Genomic DNA, 16,701 nt, shown 5'->3' with positions numbered 1-16,701 from the left:
TAAAAAGACACTTACACTCATGGTCAAGATTGATGAGGGCAAATGTCTGGTTTAAAAAGACAAAATGTGTGTGCGAAAGAAGGCGTAAGTATCAATGACGAACGCTTTTCCGACATCTCCTATCAACCGTAGGGGGTTTGATGTGATAGAGCGGCTGGTATCCTGGCTCGTGAATCTGCAAGCTTTTCATCCTTCCCATCCTCACGACAGTGGATTATTAACGAAAAGCTCTCCTCACTTACAGTGGCGGGACCGCGCCGGATTTTCACCGGTCTTCCCAATTAAAATTCGACGTGTGATCGAATTACCGACTCTCAAACTATGAATTTATTGTGTTCGATTATATAACGTTCACTTCATTTCGTCAAAGTAAATTTTGAATAATTTTAATTAAAAAAATCCTGAGAAAATTCTATCTTTTCTCAGGACCTAACATGTACCTATAGAGACAAAAGTTCTGCTTCCAATGTTTTCTCAAGAAGCACATCTGGTGCAGTTAAATATAAAAACCCGTTTCCTACAAGGGTTTTTGATTGTTTTAGCGGAAGGGTTCTCCGTACGAGCTGAGCATATACCTCAGGTTCTGTCAGCTTACGCTGGAACGCTTCTTCTTCGGCATTTTTAATAATGGCGAGTGCACCGCTCACATGAGGGGCAGCCATGGAAGTGCCTGTTAGTCTTCCGTATTTATGGTTAGGGAGAGTGGATAAAATGTCTTCACCTGGAGCGACGAGGTCGATTTCTTTATTCGCATTGGAGAATTCAGAGGATTCTCTTGCAAGAGAGACAGAGCCGACGGCAATGACCTCATTGTATGCAGCTGGGTAGGAGAACTCTTCAGTACGCTCGTCTCCGTCACCTTCATTTCCTGCTGCGCAGACAACAAGCACACCGCTGCTTACCGCATGTTGGATGGCCTTTTGCAGTTCTGGTTCATTGCTTGGCCCACCGAGAGACATGGAAATGATATCAACCTTCTGCTCAACCGCATAGTTAATGCCATTGATAATCCATTCGTATTTCCCGCTGCCATTTTTCCCTCCAAGAACTTTTACGATCAACAGCTTGGCTTCAGGTGCAACACCTAAAATGCCGCCATTTTGATCCGTTGCTGCAATCGTTCCTGATACATGGGTACCATGCCCGTTGTAGTCTTTTACATTCTCAGCATCTCCATTGTCATCATCGGTAAAGTTTTTTCCTCCGATAATCTGATCTTTTAAATCGGGATGCTCCGTGTCGCAACCTGTATCAAGGACAGCAATGGTTATGCCTTTTCCTTTGAAGCCACTTGACCAAAGTTCGGGTGCTTTAATCTCCTGAATACTTTCCGGCGTCTCTTTCGCTTCCATCACATTGGCTTTTACTTCATACGGAATTAAGCGAATTTCACCTTTCATAAGAAAGCCCTCCTTATTTTGTTTTCAAAGTAGATTCAGGTTGCGTAATGTTATTGTATAAAACAAATGTTTGATCGGAAAGGGTCAATTGTAATAATTTTTCAAATAATCAAATAATTATTCATTGTGCAGTTCTCCTCATATCTTGCCGAAAGAAGTCACCTTTTGAGGAAAACTCTTAGTATCATATGAAAAAGAAGGAAATGCTGCATAGTGAGCTTGCACCTGTATAGATGAAAATGGGTGAAAAGAACTAAAAAAGGCAGAGCGAAAAAGCAATCATATAAAAAGATAGATGATGACAGAAAAGAAAAAGGTACATGCCATGTGCGGATGATTGTTTTTTCATTATAATGATCGAAAGAATATAGAATGTAAAAAGTATTTGACATTTTTTAAGTGGATGATATGATTGAAATGTAAAAAGTATTTGACATTTTGATTGAGAGGGGACTAACCGTTGGATGTTGTAAAAGTTGTGTATTCAGTCATCTTATTAGTGGTCGGACTGTTCATCTTTATCGCGCCTATGATTCAAAAGGGTGATGAAAGAAAGAGATTTATCTACTCAAAAGCTCAATCGTATGCATTTATGGTGGTCATCGGTATGCTTTTATTAGAAGTCGCAAAGTCTATATTTTTAACGACTCAAGGGAACCATTCTGATAAGGGGGTTGGGATTTCTCCCATCATGTTCCTAACTGTGATTTCGGTCATATATTTAGTTACATTACTCATATACAGAAAAAAATATGGTGATTAATTTGCAAAATCATATAAGAGAACTAAGGAAATCCATTAAATTATCCCAAGAAGAACTTGCTAAACGGTGTAAGGTCTCGAGACAAACCATCAATGCCATTGAAAACGATAAGTACGACCCTACTTTACAATTAGCCTTTGACATCGCCTCTGTTTTGAATACGACTGTAGATGAGCTTTTTGTCAGTCAACCTAAAAAGAAGTAAAGGACCAGCCTCAGAAAAGAGGCTTTTTTTGTTGATTTGTGTAATGTGAAAGGTTCAGCTGAAAATAAAAATCAACCATATTACATAACAATTCCTCATTCATGAAAAATAAGATATGAAGATTGTGACTGTTCCAATGGAGAAAGGCAACATATAATAATGGAAAGACAAGCTTGCCTTTCAGATAGGAGAGATAGAGATGAACAAAGGGAAGATACTCGTGGTCGAAGATGAAAAGAAAATTGCAAGAGTGCTGTCATTAGAACTTGAATATGAAGGATATGAGGTCACAGTCCAAGATACAGGGATGAAAGGGCTCCAGGCGCTCGAGGAGGAGAGTTTTGATTTAGTGCTTCTAGATGTCATGCTTCCAGAATTAAGCGGACTTGAAGTGCTTAGAAGGGTTCGAAAGACAAATACGGCAACACCGATCATTTTGATTACCGCAAGAGGAAGTGTTCCCGATAAGGTCAGTGGTCTTGATCTTGGGGCAAACGATTATATTACAAAACCCTTTGACATAGAAGAATTATTAGCGCGAATTCGTGCACAGCTGAGGTTCAATCACAATGCGCAAGAGGAAAAGGACATTGAGCTAAGTATTGCAGATTTAACGGTGAATGAGAAAACAAGAGAAATTCAAAGAGGCGGTCAGACGCTTGAGCTGACACCGAGAGAATATGACCTGCTTGTTCATTTATTGAAACATCAGCAGCAAGTGCTCACAAGAGATCAGCTTTTAACAGCTGTTTGGGGTTTTGATTATTTTGGTGACACGAACGTGGTTGATGTCTATATTCGCTATTTAAGGAAAAAAATCGATTACCCGTTTGAAAAACAATTGATTCACACAGTGAGAGGTGTGGGTTATGTGATGAAAGGATAAAGCATGAGATTAAAAAATAAGATCCAGCTTTATACATCGTTGTCCTTGTTTTTAATGGTGCTGCTGTTTCATACAGCGATTTATTTTATTTTTTCGATGACCTTGACGCAAAAAGATATGTCCAGACTGTCGGAAGTAGCTGAAAATATTGCGATTGCACTAAAGAAGTCAGAAGAAGAGGGCCTTCCATCTTCAGAGCTTCTGAAAGCGTATCTGCCTCAAAATGGTATGATCCGTGTCGTCACAGAGAAAGGTGAATCAAAGCTGACCGTCACGAAGGAATCTACGTTTAGCTCACTTCCTTTTACATACGAATCTGGTCAGACAGCAGAAATTCAAGAATACAATAAGCATATGATTGCGTTTGCGGCTATCCCTGTCATTTGGACAAATGGGGACATTGTGTCGCTGCAAGTATATGAAGAAATTGAAAATACAGAAGAGAACTTGGCGTTATTAAAAATGATTTTAATCACTACTGGCGTTTTGTTTATTGTGCTTTCTTATTTTGCAGGCCACATTTTAACGAAACAAATTGTCCGCCCAATTAGCCGAATGACCAATACGATGAAAGCAAGTATGAGAGAAAAGGCATTTAAACGAATTGAATTAACAGGCGATTCAAAGGATGAACTGTATCAAATGGGTCAAACCTTTAATGAAATGGCCGAAATTCTCGAGAAACATTATGAGAAAGAACAGCAATTTTTACACGATGCTTCTCATGAATTGAAAACACCCATTACCGTCATCATGAGCTACAGCAATTTACTAAAACGCTGGGGGCAAAGCCGGCCAGAGGTCGTAGAAGAATCCTCTCAAGCCATTCATGATGAGGCGAAAAAAATGAAAAGGCTGACAGATCAACTACTCACACTGGCGAAAAATGGGCAGCCGCTTTACTTGGACATGAAGCCGGTTGATCTTGGTCAATTGTGCAGCCAAGTCGGCCATACACTTGAAGTGGCAACCAATCGAACCATCCTTACTCATATACAAACCGATCAGCCTGTGATTGCTGAAGGGGACGAAGAGAAGATCAAACAGCTTTTGACCATCTTGATTGATAATGCGGTTAAATATAGTGCAGAGCCAGTTGATGTGAACTGCGGACGAGCAGGAGAGAAACCGTTTATTTCGGTTGTTGACAAAGGAATTGGCATAAAAGAAGAGGATCTGCCGAAAATCTTTGACCGCTTTTTCCGTGTGGATGAAGCGAGAAACAGTGAGACGGGCGGGACTGGACTTGGCCTGTCAATTGCGAAGCAAATTGCTGAAGAGCATGGGGCTGAGCTAAAGGTAGACAGCCGTATCGGTGAAGGAACCGTGATGACCATTCTTTTTCAGAAATAAATAGGTCTTTTCTCATCAATTTCTCATTTCCTCCTTATAAAATAGGAAATAGGAAGGAGGCGCTGCATGTCTAGAAAACTGAAAATGCTGCTTGCGCTCGCAGGATGTCTTTTCATTCTTGTGGCTTTTGCAATGCTCATGATTCAAACCATTGACAAAAAAATATTAAGCGAAGCAGACATAAAAAAAATCATCGCAAAAGACTACAATGGAAACATCACAAATATTGATCTGATCGACCATAAACAGGACTATACATTGACGCTTGAAAATTCAAATGGCATCTATCAAATCATTGCATCTTCCTCAAGCGGTCAAATGAAAGAGATGAAACAGTTAAAGAGCTATCAAAAACCAATTGAGAAAAATGCCGAACTCCAAGCAGAAGAAGTGGCAGTGAAAAAAGTGAAGGGTACCGTGATTCAAAAGAAAGAAAAATCGGATCGCTTTATCTTTACGATTCAATCAAAAAAAGAACTGTATCAAGTGGATGTTGAGAAAGACACGTTCAAGGTGATTGAAGCAGAAAAGAAAAAGCCAACCTCTAAAGAAAAGAAGCTGACAAAAATAACGGTAGAAGAAGCCATTCAGATTGCCGTAAAAGAAGTAGGCGGCACAGTGGATGATGCAGATCTTGAAACTTTTAGTGGAATGCTCGTGTTTGAGGTAGAGCTCGATTTGCCGGATGGAAGAGAGGCAGAGGTGTTAGTGAATGCTTATACAGGAGATATTGAAGGCATTACGTACGAAAACTAATCATTTTCTCATGATTTTCTCATGTTCCTTTCCTTCCTTTATCATCTTGTTTTTTTAAGATAAAGGAGAAATCAAACAGAGGAGGAATGAAATATGATAAAAAAAGTACTAGTAGCTACAGCATTCACAGGAGCACTTGTCGCAGGTGGTTTCACCCTTCAAGCGCAAAATACAAATCAAACGGCAAATGCCGAACAAGTGGTACAAAAGAAATCTTCATTTGTCTCAAAGAAACAGGCTGAAAAAGCAGCATTAAAAGTTGTGAAAGGCTATGTAGATGATGTAGATCTTGAGCGTAAAAAAGGAAAATGGGTATATGAGGTCGAGATTAAAAAAGGCGGCTTTGAATATAAAGTATATGTCGATGCCAAAACAGGCAAAGCGCTCAATGATCCAGTCAAAGAAAAGAAACAAAATGTAAAAATCACCAAAAAACAGGCTGAACAAATTGCCCTTGCAAAAGTAAAAGGAACAGTCACAGATTCAGAATTAGATAAAGAAAATGGTGTGTACTTGTATGAAATTGAAATTACGACACCAAGCGGCGAAGAAGTTGATTTTGAGATTTCCGCTAAAACAGGCAAAATCCTCAAGCAAGAATGGGACGATTAAGCCATAAATGAACCTTACACTTTTATGTGTAAGGTTTTTTCATTGGGACAAACTACTTGAAAGGAGGCGAGAGAATATGATGAAGAAAAAAGAAGAAGAACAGACGATGGATCGTGCGGAATATGTTCCCCATCCTGATGGAGAAGGATATGCTTTGTTTTTGCATGATTCCTTTCATCTCCTCTCCCAAGAGGATATGAATCAGCCGGAAGAAGAATAAAAGACATGAAAGGGCGATGGTCAACTTGTCGATCGCTCTTTTTTTGAAAAGAAAGCGAATACATCAGGAAACTTGGCATCTTGCTTATTGACATCATTGCGCTTTTTCTGTAATCTCAGTGTGTCAACAATATGAGACTTCGTTAGGTGAGGCTCCTGTATGGAGATACGCTGCTGCCCAAAAATGTCCAAAGACGCCAATGGGTCAACAGGAATCATCGACATAAGGTGATTTTTAATGCAGCTGGATTAATCCTATGCCATACAGTGCTAAAGCTCTACGATTGAAGGAGCAAGTGTTTATTTGTCATGCTTACAAAGCGCCTTCATTCGGTTGAAGGTGCTTTTTTATGAGAAAAGGAGGTGTGGGGATGGATCATCCCGATTCGAGACACATAGAGAGTATGTCAAAAGATCAGATTGACGCATCAGATAGAGGAGATCCTGACCCCCGCACAATCTAAGGGATTCGGGTATCTCCTGATTTTGGGGAGGTAACAGCGATGATACAGAACATTACGTACGATGAACTCATTTTACGCATCATTATTTTACTAAGAGATGGAAAACGTAAAGAATTTAAAAACATTATGGAAGAACTTCAGCCTTATGATATGGCCTACTTATTCAAGGAGCTTCCAGAAAAACACCGCGGCCGCTTTCTCAGCTTTTTAACAGTCGATGACGTGACGGAAATGATGGGTGAACTGGAGCGGGAATATCAAGAGATTGTTCTTGAAAAAGTAGGGAAAGACAAAGCCACCTTCGTCACAAACAAAATGGATAACGATGATCTAGCCAACTTGTTTGATGAGATGGAGGATGAGCTGAAGGATCAGCTTTTATCTAACATGGAAGCAGAGGAATCCAAGGCCGTCCAGCTTCTCATGAATTATCCTGCTGAGACAGCAGGTCGGATCATGACCAATCGGTACGTTTGGATTCCGCAGCATTATACGGTTCAGGATGCCGTGGTGAAGCTGAAAAGCTTTGCTGAAATTGCCGAATCGATCAACTACTTATATGTCATAAATGATCAAAAACAGCTTGTAGGGGTACTCTCATACAGGGATCTTATTTTAGGTGAGCCAGATGAAAAAGTGCAGGATCTTATGTTTACAAGAGTCATTGCCGTTGGTGCCTTTCAAGACCAGGAAGAAATCGCAAAGCTCATTGAACGATATGATTTCCTTGCCATCCCTGTTGTAGAAGAGAACAATGTCCTAGTCGGAATTGTGACAGTCGATGATATCATTGATGTTGTGATTCAAGAGGCAGGAGAAGACTATGAAAAGTTTGCTGCCTCTGGTAAAGATATCACGTTCGACACACCGGCATTTGTGGCGGCATACCGCCGTCTTCCGTGGCTTATTTTACTCTTATTCATTGGGCTGATTTCAGGCAGTATCTTGAATTATTTTGAAGATACTTTGCAACAAGTCGTTGCTTTAGCGTTCTTCATGCCGATGATTGCAGGTATGACAGGGAATACAGGGACACAGTCTCTAGCGGTTGTCATTAGAGGATTGTCAAAAGAAGAATTAACGAAAAAAACCATTATGCGCTTGATTTTCAGAGAGCTGAGAACAAGTATTTATATTGGGATTGTTTGTTCAATCATTATTACGGTCGTTGCCATGGTATGGCAGGGCAATATGATTTTAGGTTTTGTTGTTGGTTCCTCGCTTCTTGCAACACTGATTATTGGGACAATGGCAGGTACGGTCGTGCCGATTATTTTACACAGATTAAACGTGGACCCAGCCATTGCATCTGGACCACTGATCACAACATTGAATGATATTTTATCCTTACTCATCTATTTTGGAATTGCAACAGCATTTCTTCATACACTGATGTAGTCAAAAGACTGTAAAATGTAACGTTTTACAGTCTTTTTTGAATAAAGATTGCATATAGCGCTTCCATCCTTTACATTTTAAGGAGAAGGTGGGAGAGAAAAATGAAGAAGTTTTTATTCATTTTCATGTGCATTGTTTTGCTAAGTGCATGTTCAAGAGAAGACGAGGGGAAAGACAGAAGACTGGTGGCATCAGAGCATATGCTTGAAGCGATAACTGAAGGAAATAAACGAAAAATGGACAATGTCTATGTCGAAGGCGCAGTCCCAAGCCCAAATGACATTCTTAAATCGAAAAAGGAATGGGGAATTGAGACGCTTTCTTATGAAGATTTTCAAATGGAAGAAGCCAGCATCCACGTCTTTCATGCAAATTATAAAGATGCAAACACTGGAGAAAAAAAGGCGCTTGCCTTTCGGGTGAAAGAAGATCCTGAAAAAGGCGGCGTACGAATTGACTTTGTAGGGGTTGTTGAAGGAACTGACGCTTCATCTAAATAAAAAGTATCGTTCATATGCTTTATGATAAATCAGGCATAAGTTGAGATAATGTAAAAGGATAGAAGAGCTGAAAGAATGTCGCTCTATCTATCCTCTTTTTTTATCACACATGATCTTATTAATGAAAACAATGATTTGTCTCAGATCACATATTCGTAATGCCTATTAACTCCATAAATTGTGACAGAGCACTGGTCATGTACGAATCACGTCGCCTGATCAACACAGTGGGCACGATTCGATGTGGTTCTGGTAATGGATGACAGGTAAATTTGCCTTCCCCCCGAGATTCAACCATAGATTTTGGTAATATAGTCACTCCCAGCCCGCTTTCAACACATTTAAGGACGCCCTCTAACGTACCATATTCCATGACCTTCATAGGAGGATAGCCGTTGTTCTCTAGCCACTTTTGCCATCGTCCTAAATAAATACAATGGGCGAATGACGAGAGCAACGGCTCATGTAAAATAGATTCTACCTGGAATTGCTCCGTGGAGTAGCTTGTAATGAGAACGAGGGATTCTTCCAATACAGGATACTCGATGATTTCTGGATGAAGAATTGGCCCATCTACCAAGGCCCCGTCTACTTTGTAGTTGAGGATAGCGCTAACTTGGTCGACTGTAGGTGCCATATACAAGCTCAATTCTACTTGTGGAAATTTTTTGTGATATTCTGTGAAAATGCTGGGCAATCTTGTAGATGCGGTGGACTCTATAGATCCAATGTGTAAAGATCCTCGCGGAGTAGAGGAAAGCTTTACTGCTTCTATCGCTTCTTCGTAATCATATAGCAATTTATTTACATAGGGCAGTAGTTCACGTCCTGCAGGCGTTAAAGATATTTTCTTATGATATCGATAGAGAAGAGGTACACCTAACTCTTGTTCAAGACGTTGGATTCTTGCGGTGACATTGGACTGCACATAATTTAATTTTTGAGCAGCTTTTGTGATGCTTTGTTCAATGGCAACGGCTTTAAATACTTCCAAAGATTTAATATCCAAACTAACTCTCCTTTTTTGCATCATAAATTGTGATGATCTATATGCTATTTTTTGATTTTACGTGATCCAATGAAGTATGTAAACTAAATGATAGAAGAGGTTGATGCTCATTGCGTCCCTTTTATCTGATTGAGAGGAGAAAATGAGATTTTCTTAGCTGTGGCAATTAAACGTTTCCATTTAATAAGGAGGGGAATCGATTGATTTCAAAGGTAAATATCGAAGAAAAATTTTCGCAAATAAATGATTATTGGAATCCTAGAATAGGTGGAGAGTTGAATGACTCATACATGAAAATGGTGAAAATTAAGGGTGAATTCATTTGGCATCACCATGATGATGAGGATGAAATGTTCTTTGTGTGGAAAGGCAACCTAGTCATCCGTTTTAGGGATAGGGAAATAACGCTTAATGAAGGAGAATTTCTTGTGATTCCAAAAGGAGTTGAACATCAGCCAATTGCTGAAGAAGAAGTTCACTTGCTCTTAATAGAACCCAAAACGACGCTAAACACGGGGAATGTGCTCAATGAACGAACTGTTTCGATTCCTGAACAAATTTGAAAAACTAAATCGTTAAAGATCAAGTATCTTAGGTGATAAATAGTTGAATGGTTGTTTTAGCTAATAACGAGGCTGCAATTGCTGCCTCGTTTTGTTGCTTCAATGATTCAGATGAGCTGTAACGCATTTGCTTTCACTACCTGAAATAAACTCTTCAGCAAGAATCGGTTTGTGCTTTCATCGTTTCATATTCAGGACGATCAGATACTAAGTCTATTTTGCTGAGTAAGCGATTGTTATTTAGTTCATCGATTCTTGTACCGGAAGTGCGCGTTAATTTGACCTTCCAGCATCTTTTTCTTATATTGTCCGCTTTTTAATGCCTGTTCTTTTTTCTTCATGTCTTTCAAAATCTCCGCTGTCTGCACACCATCTTCCCGTTTATTGGCGATATCCATTAAACGTTCTACATCAGAAAAAGAATATTTCCGTGTGCCTCTTGTTGAGCGCTGGGGGTAGATGAGTTTCCGTTCCTCATAATATCGGATTTGCCTGACGGAAAGTCCTGTTAATTCACTGACAATCCCGATTGAAATGACTTTTTTATCTTTATAAGATACATCTTCCTGCGTCATATCCTCACCCCTGCAAGTCTTTTCTTCATATTATATCCAACAGTCAGTAAAAAAACCTAACGTTTGTTAGATAATATAACACAAAAATGAAAAAAACGAAAAACAATGGAAGGAAAATTAACATATAAAGTGCAAATCATATCACGTGAATATATGATAAGAAAAAGAAAAAATAAGGAGGGGGCGCACTTGATGGAGAAAACACAGATCATCCGTATGGCAAAAGAAATCATCGCATTAGATGTGAAGAGGGATGAACTGCTGGAGCAGTTCATGCAGGTTGCGGGTCAGAATGCACATGCTCTTCTTAGAGCCGTACAAAATGATTTGTATAAAAAGTCCTCATAAGCACCCGATCCATATCCATTGATAGGAGGGGAGATGTCGTGCGGCGTATATTAAAAGAAGCTTTAGCGAAAGAAAGACATTATTATACGAAGCAGCTTTGCTCACTTGGGGTGTATAGCCCTGATATGACCAAGAACATGACAATTAGTGACTTAAAAAAAGAGTATCATTTCTTTTTCAACAAAACCGATCGCTATCTTTAACATCCCTTATCATGTGCACTGTCACATGAAGGGTTCTTTTTTTGTGTGTTTAATATTATAGCAATATTGAATTTTGTAGAAATTTGACGAATCAAATGTAAGAAAATATAGAGCCTTTACAGATTATGTTAAAATTTGTCGTAACATGATGGTTTGCTGGAAAAGCTTTTTTTCGAGATGATTGTGAAAAATAAGAAGGATTTTAAAAGTTTATATCGAAATCTTATACATAACACGAATGGAGTCACTTATGTGGTTGAAAGGGTTTTCAAAAACGTACTTCTATTTTTTACGAAAGGCTCCAACTGCACCGCAAGAAAGCCTTGAAGTTAAAAAAATATTATAAGAGGTAGATATGTGATGAGACTATCGTTTAATGAAGAAGAAGTAGAACGTTCAATGACGCTTTACAAAGTTTTTGCAAGGGCATTTAAAAGCGTTTCCGAACACAGTATTAGAGACAGCAAGGAGCATGGATTCAATCCAACTGAATTTGCCGTTCTCGAATTACTGTATACGAGAGGTGCTCAAAAACTTCAGCAAATCGGCTCAAGACTCCTGCTTGTCAGCGGGAATGTGACGTACGTAATTGACAAGTTAGAACGAAATGGTTTCATTGAAAGAGAACAGGACCCAAAGGATAAGCGGTCAGTTTATGCCCATTTAACGGATAAAGGGCGCAGTTATCTGGATAAAATTTATCCAATCCATTCTCTTCGAATTGCGCGGGCGTTTTCTGGTCTTTCGCGTGAAGAACAGGAGCAATTAATTAGTCTGCTGAAAAAAGCAGGTATTCACAGTCAGCATTTGTTATTTAGATAAAACGAAAAGGTGCCATGGTTGGCACCTTTTAGATTGTTGACAAAGGGCTAAAATGAACTTGATTTTAGCCCTTTGTCTTCTTTTCAGCCCAGCGTGATAGAAAACCTTTGCAGTCCGAGGAAGGACGAGTACTGGCGCGGAGCGAATTTGTCATTCGTGAGCACCAGCACGCAGGACTGACAAAGAATGCGAGGGTTTGTCTACACGCTGAAAGGTGCCATGGTTGGCACCTTTTTTATGTATCCAGCTGATGAGCAGGATAGGCGATAAATTTTTCAATATCACTAGCTGGAAGTGGCTTGGCATAATAAAAGCCTTGTAGATCGTCACAGCCCTGCGCAGATAAAAGTTGTGCTTGTGCAAAAGTTTCAACACCTTCAGCAATGACTTCTAGAGATAGCTGGTGCCCCATTGCAATAATAGCCCCTGTGATTTGCTCAGACTTTGAATCACTCAAAATATCCTCGATAAATGATTTATCAATTTTCAGACGGTGAATCGGCAAATCCTTCAAATAGCTTAAAGAGCTATGGCCTGTACCAAAATCATCAATACTAATACGGACGCCAAGTTGTTTTAGAGATGTCAGTACTTGTTTTGACTGCTTGATGTTATCCATTGTCATGCTTTCTGTCACTTCAAGCTCAAGAAGTGATGGTTGAAGGTCGTATTTTTTTAGCGTTAGTTTGATCAAATCAATTAAGTCTTCAGAGTTAAACTGCTTAGCAGATAAATTGACCGCTACAGGGATTTTCAATTGCTTGTCATACCACAATTTTGCCTGCTGACATGCCGTGTCAATGACCCACCTTCCAATATCGATAATCAGGCCCGATTCTTCAGCAAGTTCAATGAAAGCCTCTGGTGATTTTAGAGAACCGTCTGGTGCTTTCATTCTTAAAAGGGCTTCAACACCTGTCATTTGTCTTGTTTTGGCGCTGATTTGCGGCTGATAATGAAGCACAAACTGCTTTCTTTGAATGGCATCTCGTAGCTCCAGTTCGCGATTAAGTCTGTCCTCACTCAATCTCTCCATAGATTCAGTAAAGAATTCATAGCGGCTTTGTTTATGTTTCTTTGATAAGTACATGGCCATATCTGCTTTTCTCATCAATTCCATGCCATTCTTTCCGTTTTGCGGAGAGATGGCGATTCCAATACTAATGGATGTAATGAGCTGATGGTTTTGAATGAAAAAAGGTCGTTCAAATTGGCGAATGATGTTTTTCGAAAGCTGTTCAATTTTATGTGTACCATGCTCCAGGTGAGGAAAGATCATTAAAAATTCATCCCCGCCAATTCTTGCAATAAAGCCATTGTCAGGCAAACATTTGGTTAATCTGTTTGCGGCGGCTTTCAACAGCAGATCGCCTATGTTATGACCAAGGGCATCATTAATAATTTTAAACCGATTTAAATCAAGAAAAAGAACTGCCGTTGACGTTTTTGTCTCTTCTTGAGCGGATAAAACATCATTTAAATGATTAATTCCGTGACGACGGTTCGGAAGTTCAGTTAATGCATCATAATGTGCCATCACATGAATTTCTTTTTCAGCAATCTTCTGCTGGGTTAAATCCTTTAAAACGAGATAAATGCTGTCAAGTGTATGGTTGACGTGTACGGGTATGTATGTAACATGATAATAATAAAAACGATCTGCTGCTTTCAGTTCTGCTTCACGCGTAATTGCTTTTTTTGATTGATAAATAAAGTCTTCCCACATCTCAGTCGGCATGACGTATTGACTCACATCATCACCAATCCAGGAATTGCACATTTTCAAAATGTGTTTGCCTGGGTCATTCGCCGATATCACTTTTCGATCAACAGATAACACGATAATACCATCTATATTATGTTTGATCAGTGATTGGAACCGCTGTTCATTTTCTTTTAGCTGATCTGATTGTGACATAATCCGTTGATCAATATAGGCGCCGAAAATCATGAGTGATTGGACGATAAGCGTCATCAGGCCGATGAAAATGGACAGGCTAAATGGTGACATTTCAAGAGAACCACCCGTAGCGACCTGACCATCTGAATGAAAAAACATCGTCGAAGACGCCATGCCAGTGTAATGCATGCCCGCAATAGCACCGCCCATCATCAGTGCACCCGCTATTTTTAACAGCTGATCCTCCCGCCTTTTCTCAGAGCGATGGAGCCGGAAAAAAAGGTGTAATGAAAAGAATGAAGCGAGCGCACCAATAAAAAACGAAAGAAAAAAGAGAACAGGGTCATAGCTGATGGTGACATTGGCCATTGATTCCAATCCGAGGTAGTGCATGCTGCAAATAGCTGAACCCATCGTGATCGAACTAATCAAAAGTCGTCTTGTGGAAAGTTGCTGCTGAATACATATTGAAAAAGCAATGAAAGAACCGATAAAAGAGGCCAAAATCGATAAAATGAGTAAGGGTGTTTCATATGTGATACCAGAGCGTAGATGAAACGCCATCATGCCAATAAAGTGCATTGACCATATTCCCATCCCCATGATCATCGCACCAATGATCAACCATACTCTTTTCTTTGCGCCGCTCGACTGGATCACCCGGCTGGCTAATTGAAGAGCTGAGTAGGAGGCGACAGCGGCGACAGCGACTGACAGAAAGACAAGCCATCCGTTGTAGCTTCCTGTTAAATGTGTCATGTAAGAAAACCTCCTGTATCTAAAAACAGACATATACTTAATATATCGGATCAAGTGGCGCCTGTGTTCACTTTTCCTTTACTTAAAAAGGGCATTCAGCATTTTTTTTGAACATTTTTTATAGTAAAATCAAATTTAATGTAAAAAAACGAAGAAAAGTGAATCATTTTTGGTTTTTTATTCGTTTAATAGGTGGCACGGTACGATTTGCAAGCATAGCCTGTCAAACTGATTATGTGTGAAAGGGATTGATAAACATCGAAGATTTTATTATTTCATTAGCTGATGCCTTTAAGAATTTGTCGTACTTCGGCATCTTTCTTGCATTATGCATTGAATTTGTTCCTGCTGAAGTGGTGTTGCCTCTTGCAGGTTACTGGGTTTCAAAAGGGGACATGGCCTTCATTGGTGTTGTGGCTGCCGGTTCTATTGGCGGTGTGGCAGGCCCCTTGACCTTGTACTGGTTAGGGCGTTATGGAGGGAGACCCTTTTTAAATAAATATGGGAAGTATTTCTTTGTGAAACCTGAGTCACTTGATAAATCGGATGCCTTTTTTGAAAAGCATGGCGGATTTGTTGCGTTTAGCGGCCGGTTTATTCCAGGGGTCAGAACCCTTATTTCCATTCCGTGCGGGATTGCGAAGATGAATGTGTGGGTTTTTTGCCTGTATACGTTTTTGGCGATTACGCCGATTACATTTGTGTACGTGTATTTAGGATTTGTTCTTGGAGAGAACTGGCAAGAGGTTGGAACCATTTTAGAACCATATGTATTGCCGATTGGTATTGGTGTGCTCTTGTTGTTTGTTGTCTACGTGTGGCTCAAACGAAGAAAAAGAAAAACAGAAACACCAACGGTTTAATCAGTGGGTGAAGATGAAAAGTCACCTGTTGACAATCCGGGGTCTGTTGATTATGATATAAGTAATCTAAATATTCTTAATCCCACCAAAGGGGAGTAGCGTCCGGTTATCACCGGAAACAAAGTCGTCATTACATGGAACCTCATTCCATCGGCTTTGTTGGCATGATTTACATATCACATGTCTAGCAAGACCTTTGCCATTACAGGCAAAGGTCTTTTTTGCATTCATAAGCCTTTGTCTGTTGTGGGACAATAGATAAAAAATAAGGAGGAATGATGATGGATGCAGCAATTATTTTAGAGTACGGGTGGGTTCTTCTCGTATTGATTGGATTGGAAGGCATTTTAGCAGCTGATAATGCGCTGGTTATGGCTGTAATGGTCAAACACCTTCCTGAAAAACAAAGAAAAAAGGCATTGTTTTACGGACTTGCGGGAGCATTTGTCATGCGATTTGGTTCTCTTTTTCTTATTTCGTTTTTAGTAGATGTGTGGCAAGTTCAAGCCATTGGCGCAATTTATCTTCTATATATTTCGATTCACCATATTTTAAAATCGCACGTATTTAAGAAAAAGGAAGCAGACACAAACATGAAACAAAGCGGCTTTTGGGCAACCGTCGTGAAAGTTGAGCTTGCTGACATTGCATTTGCAGTAGATTCTATTTTAGCAGCCGTTGCATTAGCTGTGACTTTGCCAGCAACAAATCTTCCGCAAATTGGCGGGCTTGATGGCGGTCAATTTATTGTCATTCTATTAGGCGGTATCATTGGTCTAGTGATCATGAGGTTTGCGGCGACTGTATTTGTGAAACTGCTTAAAACGAGACCAAGCCTAGAAACAGCAGCATTTGTCATTGTCGGATGGGTTGGCGTGAAGCTGACGCTCTATACACTTTCTCATCCAGCCATTGGGATCGTGTCCTCTCATTTCATTCATTCAACATTATGGAAAATCATTTTCTGGACGGTCCTTCTCGCGATTGCAGCATTTGGCTGGTTTTTATCAAGTCCATCAAGAAAAGGCGGCCAGCAAAACGAGGAAAAACAAGAGATTCGGCTGGAAGAGTAGGTTTTTTGAAAGAAATATCATTTCATTTTC

19 protein-coding genes and 3 riboswitches are annotated in these 16,701 nt (G+C 39.8%); of the genes, 15 read left to right on the top strand and 4 right to left on the bottom strand.

All coding sequences use genetic code 11. The features are described 5' to 3' along the window. Positions 1–135: 135 nt before the first annotated feature. A riboswitch (cobalamin riboswitch) is annotated at positions 136–328 on the bottom strand. Between the two features lie 112 nt (positions 329–440). Continuing rightward, on the bottom strand, positions 441–1,400 hold the full coding sequence (locus ASG46_RS13895; protein ID WP_007498796.1) for a S8 family peptidase: 960 nt from the start codon (positions 1,398–1,400) through the stop codon (positions 441–443). Positions 1,401–1,860: 460 nt separating this feature from the next. Here ASG46_RS13895 and ASG46_RS13890 point away from each other — a divergent pair, with 460 nt between their 5' ends. The 9 genes from ASG46_RS13890 to ASG46_RS13850 all read left to right on the top strand — a co-directional run bounded on the left by ASG46_RS13890 (position 1,861) and on the right by ASG46_RS13850 (position 8,556). Further along, complete coding sequence (locus tag ASG46_RS13890) at positions 1,861–2,163, top strand: hypothetical protein (protein WP_017367102.1); 303 nt, start codon at positions 1,861–1,863, stop codon at positions 2,161–2,163. Between the two features lies 1 nt (position 2,164). Then, complete coding sequence (locus tag ASG46_RS13885) at positions 2,165–2,368, top strand: helix-turn-helix transcriptional regulator (protein WP_008346178.1); 204 nt, start codon at positions 2,165–2,167, stop codon at positions 2,366–2,368. A 199-nt stretch (positions 2,369–2,567) separates the two neighbouring features. Further along, complete coding sequence (locus ASG46_RS13880; protein ID WP_007498794.1) at positions 2,568–3,254, top strand: response regulator transcription factor; 687 nt, start codon at positions 2,568–2,570, stop codon at positions 3,252–3,254. A 3-nt stretch (positions 3,255–3,257) separates the two neighbouring features. Beyond that, positions 3,258–4,607, top strand: a complete 1,350-nt coding sequence (locus tag ASG46_RS13875; RefSeq protein ID WP_056704869.1) for an ATP-binding protein — start codon at positions 3,258–3,260, stop codon at positions 4,605–4,607. A 66-nt stretch (positions 4,608–4,673) separates the two neighbouring features. Beyond that, positions 4,674–5,363: a PepSY domain-containing protein gene (locus ASG46_RS13870; RefSeq protein ID WP_056704867.1), complete on the top strand. Its 690-nt coding sequence runs from the start codon at positions 4,674–4,676 to the stop codon at positions 5,361–5,363. A gap of 93 nt (positions 5,364–5,456) precedes the next feature. Beyond that, positions 5,457–5,975, top strand: coding sequence for a PepSY domain-containing protein (locus tag ASG46_RS13865; protein ID WP_008346169.1), 519 nt, complete (start codon positions 5,457–5,459; stop codon positions 5,973–5,975). A gap of 76 nt (positions 5,976–6,051) precedes the next feature. Further along, entirely contained in the window at positions 6,052–6,195 is a 144-nt protein-coding gene (locus ASG46_RS21155) for a hypothetical protein (RefSeq protein ID WP_008346168.1), read from the top strand. Between the two features lie 131 nt (positions 6,196–6,326). Further along, positions 6,327–6,490: riboswitch (M-box (ykoK) riboswitch) on the top strand. Between the two features lie 207 nt (positions 6,491–6,697). Further along, a complete protein-coding gene (gene mgtE / locus ASG46_RS13855; RefSeq protein ID WP_007498785.1) occupies positions 6,698–8,056 on the top strand; it encodes a magnesium transporter in 1,359 nt (452 codons plus the stop codon). Positions 8,057–8,157: 101 nt separating this feature from the next. Beyond that, positions 8,158–8,556: a hypothetical protein gene (locus tag ASG46_RS13850; protein WP_017367106.1), complete on the top strand. Its 399-nt coding sequence runs from the start codon at positions 8,158–8,160 to the stop codon at positions 8,554–8,556. 145 nt (positions 8,557–8,701) lie between these two features. Here ASG46_RS13850 and ASG46_RS13845 read toward each other — a convergent pair whose 3' ends face one another. Then, the gene (locus ASG46_RS13845) at positions 8,702–9,565 is read right to left on the bottom strand and encodes a LysR family transcriptional regulator (RefSeq protein WP_056704864.1); all 864 of its coding nucleotides are present in this window, start codon (positions 9,563–9,565) and stop codon (positions 8,702–8,704) included. A 200-nt stretch (positions 9,566–9,765) separates the two neighbouring features. Between ASG46_RS13845 and ASG46_RS13840 the strand changes: the two genes are divergently transcribed. Further along, positions 9,766–10,128, top strand: a complete 363-nt coding sequence (locus ASG46_RS13840; protein ID WP_007498780.1) for a cupin domain-containing protein — start codon at positions 9,766–9,768, stop codon at positions 10,126–10,128. 245 nt (positions 10,129–10,373) lie between these two features. On the opposite strand, the gene ASG46_RS13835 is transcribed toward ASG46_RS13840, so the two are convergent. After that, complete coding sequence (locus ASG46_RS13835; protein ID WP_007498778.1) at positions 10,374–10,703, bottom strand: MerR family transcriptional regulator; 330 nt, start codon at positions 10,701–10,703, stop codon at positions 10,374–10,376. Between the two features lie 192 nt (positions 10,704–10,895). On the opposite strand from ASG46_RS13835, the gene ASG46_RS21150 reads away from it, so the two are divergent. The 3 genes from ASG46_RS21150 to ASG46_RS13825 all read left to right on the top strand — a co-directional run bounded on the left by ASG46_RS21150 (position 10,896) and on the right by ASG46_RS13825 (position 12,076). After that, positions 10,896–11,051: a hypothetical protein gene (locus ASG46_RS21150; RefSeq protein ID WP_089374149.1), complete on the top strand. Its 156-nt coding sequence runs from the start codon at positions 10,896–10,898 to the stop codon at positions 11,049–11,051. A 38-nt stretch (positions 11,052–11,089) separates the two neighbouring features. Then, positions 11,090–11,254, top strand: coding sequence for a hypothetical protein (locus tag ASG46_RS13830; RefSeq protein WP_008346148.1), 165 nt, complete (start codon positions 11,090–11,092; stop codon positions 11,252–11,254). A gap of 357 nt (positions 11,255–11,611) precedes the next feature. Continuing rightward, entirely contained in the window at positions 11,612–12,076 is a 465-nt protein-coding gene (locus ASG46_RS13825) for a MarR family winged helix-turn-helix transcriptional regulator (RefSeq protein WP_088004396.1), read from the top strand. Positions 12,077–12,311: 235 nt separating this feature from the next. On the opposite strand, the gene ASG46_RS13820 is transcribed toward ASG46_RS13825, so the two are convergent. Next, a complete protein-coding gene (locus ASG46_RS13820) occupies positions 12,312–14,735 on the bottom strand; it encodes an EAL domain-containing protein (RefSeq protein WP_056704862.1) in 2,424 nt (807 codons plus the stop codon). A gap of 248 nt (positions 14,736–14,983) precedes the next feature. Here ASG46_RS13820 and ASG46_RS13815 point away from each other — a divergent pair, with 248 nt between their 5' ends. Next, the gene (locus ASG46_RS13815) at positions 14,984–15,598 is read left to right on the top strand and encodes a DedA family protein (protein WP_024719636.1); all 615 of its coding nucleotides are present in this window, start codon (positions 14,984–14,986) and stop codon (positions 15,596–15,598) included. A 78-nt stretch (positions 15,599–15,676) separates the two neighbouring features. Further along, positions 15,677–15,847, top strand: a riboswitch (yybP-ykoY riboswitch). A 32-nt stretch (positions 15,848–15,879) separates the two neighbouring features. Beyond that, positions 15,880–16,671, top strand: coding sequence for a TerC family protein (locus tag ASG46_RS13810; protein ID WP_039169162.1), 792 nt, complete (start codon positions 15,880–15,882; stop codon positions 16,669–16,671). Positions 16,672–16,701: the final 30 nt, after the last annotated feature.

The sequence above is a fragment of the Bacillus sp. Leaf49 genome, assembly GCF_001426125.1.
GTDB classification, from domain to species: Bacteria; Bacillota; Bacilli; order Bacillales; family Bacillaceae; genus Bacillus; species Bacillus altitudinis.
The sequence above is the reverse complement of the archived record's forward strand: the minus strand, read 5'-3'. Positions and strand labels throughout refer to the sequence as shown.

Excerpts from the sequence above, each read along its gene's own strand:
- ASG46_RS13895 (WP_007498796.1), bottom strand. The coding sequence starts at position 1,400 with ATGAAAGGTGAAATTCGCTTAATTCCGTATGAAGTAAAAGCCAATGTG.
- ASG46_RS13880 (WP_007498794.1), top strand. The coding sequence starts at position 2,568 with ATGAACAAAGGGAAGATACTCGTGGTCGAAGATGAAAAGAAAATTGCA.
- ASG46_RS13875 (WP_056704869.1), top strand. The coding sequence starts at position 3,258 with ATGAGATTAAAAAATAAGATCCAGCTTTATACATCGTTGTCCTTGTTT.
- ASG46_RS13870 (WP_056704867.1), top strand. The coding sequence starts at position 4,674 with ATGTCTAGAAAACTGAAAATGCTGCTTGCGCTCGCAGGATGTCTTTTC.
- ASG46_RS13865 (WP_008346169.1), top strand. The coding sequence starts at position 5,457 with ATGATAAAAAAAGTACTAGTAGCTACAGCATTCACAGGAGCACTTGTC.
- ASG46_RS21155 (WP_008346168.1), top strand. The coding sequence starts at position 6,052 with ATGATGAAGAAAAAAGAAGAAGAACAGACGATGGATCGTGCGGAATAT.
- mgtE (WP_007498785.1), top strand. The coding sequence starts at position 6,698 with ATGATACAGAACATTACGTACGATGAACTCATTTTACGCATCATTATT.
- ASG46_RS13850 (WP_017367106.1), top strand. The coding sequence starts at position 8,158 with ATGAAGAAGTTTTTATTCATTTTCATGTGCATTGTTTTGCTAAGTGCA.
- ASG46_RS13835 (WP_007498778.1), bottom strand. The coding sequence starts at position 10,703 with ATGACGCAGGAAGATGTATCTTATAAAGATAAAAAAGTCATTTCAATC.
- ASG46_RS21150 (WP_089374149.1), top strand. The coding sequence starts at position 10,896 with ATGGAGAAAACACAGATCATCCGTATGGCAAAAGAAATCATCGCATTA.
- ASG46_RS13820 (WP_056704862.1), bottom strand. The coding sequence starts at position 14,735 with ATGACACATTTAACAGGAAGCTACAACGGATGGCTTGTCTTTCTGTCA.
- ASG46_RS13810 (WP_039169162.1), top strand. The coding sequence starts at position 15,880 with ATGGATGCAGCAATTATTTTAGAGTACGGGTGGGTTCTTCTCGTATTG.